At 41.7% G+C, this 3,756-nt stretch carries 2 protein-coding genes; one reads left to right on the top strand and one right to left on the bottom strand.

The window, feature by feature from the left end:
• Positions 1 to 1,086, bottom strand: a 1,086-nt coding sequence (locus PX636_RS09715) for an NADPH-dependent assimilatory sulfite reductase hemoprotein subunit (protein WP_288116958.1), incomplete at its 3' end; no start/stop codon positions are given.
• A 196-nt stretch (positions 1,087 to 1,282) separates the two neighbouring features.
• Here PX636_RS09715 and PX636_RS09710 point away from each other — a divergent pair.
• Positions 1,283 to 3,682, top strand: coding sequence for an ATP-binding cassette domain-containing protein (locus tag PX636_RS09710; protein WP_288116956.1), 2,400 nt, complete (start codon positions 1,283 to 1,285; stop codon positions 3,680 to 3,682).
• The last annotated feature ends 74 nt before the right edge of the window (positions 3,683 to 3,756 follow it).

The raw sequence follows: 3,756 nt of genomic DNA, 5'->3' as shown, positions 1-3,756 counted from the left end.
CCATCCCAAAAAGTCTTGATATTTCCAATCGGGGAGGGGTTGGTAGGGGGCAATTTTTTGACCGAAATAACCCTCAACAGTGCTGCGGAATTTTTCTACTCCCCATTCTTCGAGGATATATTTCATTCTCGCATGACGACGATCGCCGCGATCTCCGTAATCCCTTTGGGTTGCCACGATCGCTTTTACCAGATCGTACACATTTTCTTTGTCCACATAACCGATCGCATCGGCCATTCTGGGGAAAGTTTCTTCCTTATTGTGGGTCCTTCCCAGTCCACCCCCGGCAAGGATGTTAAAACCCTGTAATTGACCGTTTGCGTCGGTAATCACCACCAAACCGAGGTCATTGGTGTAGATATCGATGGAGTTGTCTCCCGGCACGGCGACACCGATCTTGAACTTACGGGGCATATAATGTTGACCGTAGATCGGTTCGATGGGATCGTTTTTGTTAATCCCATTTGTATCTTTTTGTCTCGCGGTCTTGACTTCCGGCGCTTCTTCTGCACTGATAACTTTTTCGCCATCGAGCCAAATTTCGTAGTAGGCTCCAGTTTGGGGAGTGAGCAAATCGGCGATATTATTGGCATATTCCCAAGCATAGCCGTATTCGGGGCGATTTTTGTAGGGGGCTGGCGGTGCGGTGACATTGCGGTTAACATCACCACAGGCCGCTAAAGTGGATCCCATACTGCGGATAATTTCCCCGAGGGTGGCTTTGAGATTTTTCTTTAAAATGCCGTGCAATTGGAAGCCTTGGCGGGTTGTCACCCGTAAAGTGCCGTTACCGTAGCGATCGGACAAACTATCGAGGGTAAGATATAGTTGCGCGGGAATAAAACCCCCCGGACTGCGGGTACGCAACATCATTTGATAGTCTTTTTCTTGACCTTTGGCTCTATTGTCGCGATTATCCTGTTGATAGGAACCGTGAAACTTGAGGATCTGCACCGCCGCATCGGTAAAATGGGTTGTATCTTCGAGGAGTTCACTGGCCAAAGGTTCTCGTAGATAATTACTGCGTTCTTTGATACCTTCGACTTTAGAAACCTTGGCGGTAGGAGAAATAGGAGTTGTAACCATCGTCTAACAGCACGATAACCTGTGGATAGGTCTTAGGAATAGGAATTTAGACAAGCTCGATCGATCCTAAGAAGTTTTACTAACATGATCTCTAGAGTTCGTTCCAGACTCTGAGGTTAACAGTAGCGATCGAGACATCAATTCTATCTTAGCTTCTTACTGTCCCCCGCGAACGCCATCTACCGATCAACTTTTTATGACCAATTCTCCCAACATTAAAACGGTTATTAGTCAAGAACCCTACATTATTCTTAACAATCAGGGAGAATTTCTCCCTTCTATTAATCTGAGTCGTCCTAATTATAAATTGGGTCGGGATGGTCAACAGGTGGATTTAGTTGTTCCCCAACACTGGACGGTGGTGAGTCGAGTACAAGCTTGTTTTCGTCGTCAGGGAGATGATTACTATATCTACGATGGAGACGGGACTAATCCTAGTTCCAATCAACTTTTTATCAACAATCGCGTGATTACTCCCAAAGAGGGCTATCTTTTACGAAATGGGGATGAGATTAATATCGGTCAAGATGTCAAAAATTCGGTCAAGATCACCTATTATCATCCTAACCAACCAGTAAAAAGCCCACCTTTAGCTTTTAAATCGGTTTCCCTAGGCAATCGCAGTGTAGTTTTAGGACGAGATAATACCGCGACTGTGGTTTTAGACGCGCCGACAATTTCCCGACAACACGCGATTATCGATAGCGATAACCAGAATCGTTATATTCTCTACGACAAAAGCACCAATGGAGTCTTTATCGACGGAGAAAAAGTATCGGGTAGTGCCATTTTAACCAATGGTTGTACGGTGAGAATCGGACCCTATAGTTTTCGGTTGCAGGGAGATGACTTAGTTTTATTAGATACGGGGGATAATATCCGTCTGGATGCCGAAAATATCGTCAGGATGGTGCGGGATAAAAAGAAACAAGCTTTGATAATTCTCAATCATATCTCCTTACCGATCGAACCGAGTCAATTAGTGGCGATTGTTGGGGGAAGTGGTGCGGGAAAATCGACTTTATTAAAGACTTTATTGGGAATTGAACCCACCACCTCGGGAACTGTTTATCTGAATGGGGAAGACCTCCGCCAGAATTTTAATATCTATCGCACCCAAATCGGTTATGTTCCCCAATACGATATAGTTCACAGGGATTTAACCGTGGGAGAAGTGTTATATTATGCTTCTAAATTAAGGCTACCTCCGGATCTTAATTGCCAAGAAGTGATCGAGAAAACCCTACAGCAGGTGGAATTATTAGAAAGAAGAAATACTTTAGTCAGAGACTTAAGCGGTGGTCAGTTAAAAAGGGTGAGTATTGCGGTAGAATTATTAGCCAATCCCAAATTATTCTTTTTAGATGAACCCACTTCGGGATTAGACCCCGGTTTAGATAAAAAGATGATGGAATTGCTGGCAAAATTGGCCAAAGAAGGCAGAACAATTCTCCTAGTTACCCATGCTACTAATAATATCAATCTCTGCGATCAATTAGTTTTTCTCGGTCAAGGGGGCAATTTATGTTATTTTGGTTCTCCGGGGGAGGCCTTAAATTTTTTCTCTTTACCTCAGGGGGATTTTGCCGATATTTATATTCATCTGGAAACTAGCGAAAAAGTTGATCAAGAATGTCAACGTTTCCAACAATCCGACTACTACAAAAATAATATTGAAGCAAGAATTGGTAAAATATTTCAGCAAAATAATAGTAAACCGCAACAGGTTCAACAATCTTTTTGGCAACAACTACAGGTCTTATGTCAACGGTATAGCCAGTTAATTATCCGCGATCAATTTAGTTTAATTTTATACCTATTAACCGCCCCGATCGGAATTTTTTTAATGGCCATGGTTTTAGGGGACAAAGATCCTTTATTTTTGGGAGATAATCCCAGGTTTGAAGATGCTATCCAATCCGCACCTTTAGCCTTAAAAACTCTCTTTGTTTTTACCTGCGCGCAACTGTGGGTAGGTTTTGCCTGTTCCCTACAGGAAATTGTCAAAGAATCAGCAATTTATCAGCGAGAAAGATTAGTTAATCTGGGATTATTACCCTATTTATTCTCGAAAATTCTGGTTTTAGCAGCCTTAGCTTTTCTGCAAACAATTGTAATTACCTGCGTGATATTTTGGGGATTTACTGACCCGCAACCAGAATTAATGACCTGGTTAATTGGCTGTTTTATTACCACATTTTTAACTATATTTGCGGCAATTAATCTCGGTTTATTAATTTCTGCTGGCGTTAGTAATATCACTCAAGCAAATAGCGCATTACCTTTAATTTTAATTCCTCAGATTATCTTTGCTGGGGTATTATTTAACTTAGAAGGTCTGGGAAAATATCTATCATGGTTGATGATTAGTCGCTGGTCGATTGGTGCCTATGGGGTATTAGTAGAGGTGGAAGCTATGATTGCAGAAGCGAAAGAACAAAATACTTTTAATTTCCCTTTACCCTTTGAGGATACCAATCAAGTTTATCAATTATCTATCAATAATTTGTTATTGAATTGGGGAGTATTAATTCTTCATTCCCTTATTTATTTTATCCTTACCTATTGGTGGCAAAAAAGAAAAGATATTTTATGATCTAAATGATGAATGATAACTGATAAGTAGGGTTTGCGGCAAAAAGCTTTTCGGTGGTGGCAGGGTGTGGGGTG

It is taken from the genome of Microcystis sp. M53598_WE2, assembly GCF_030067735.1.
Classification (GTDB): domain Bacteria; phylum Cyanobacteriota; class Cyanobacteriia; order Cyanobacteriales; family Microcystaceae; genus Microcystis; species Microcystis aeruginosa.
The sequence above is the reverse complement of the archived record's forward strand: the minus strand, read 5'-3'. Positions and strand labels throughout refer to the sequence as shown.

Excerpts from the sequence above, each read along its gene's own strand:
- PX636_RS09710 (WP_288116956.1), top strand. The coding sequence starts at position 1,283 with ATGACCAATTCTCCCAACATTAAAACGGTTATTAGTCAAGAACCCTAC.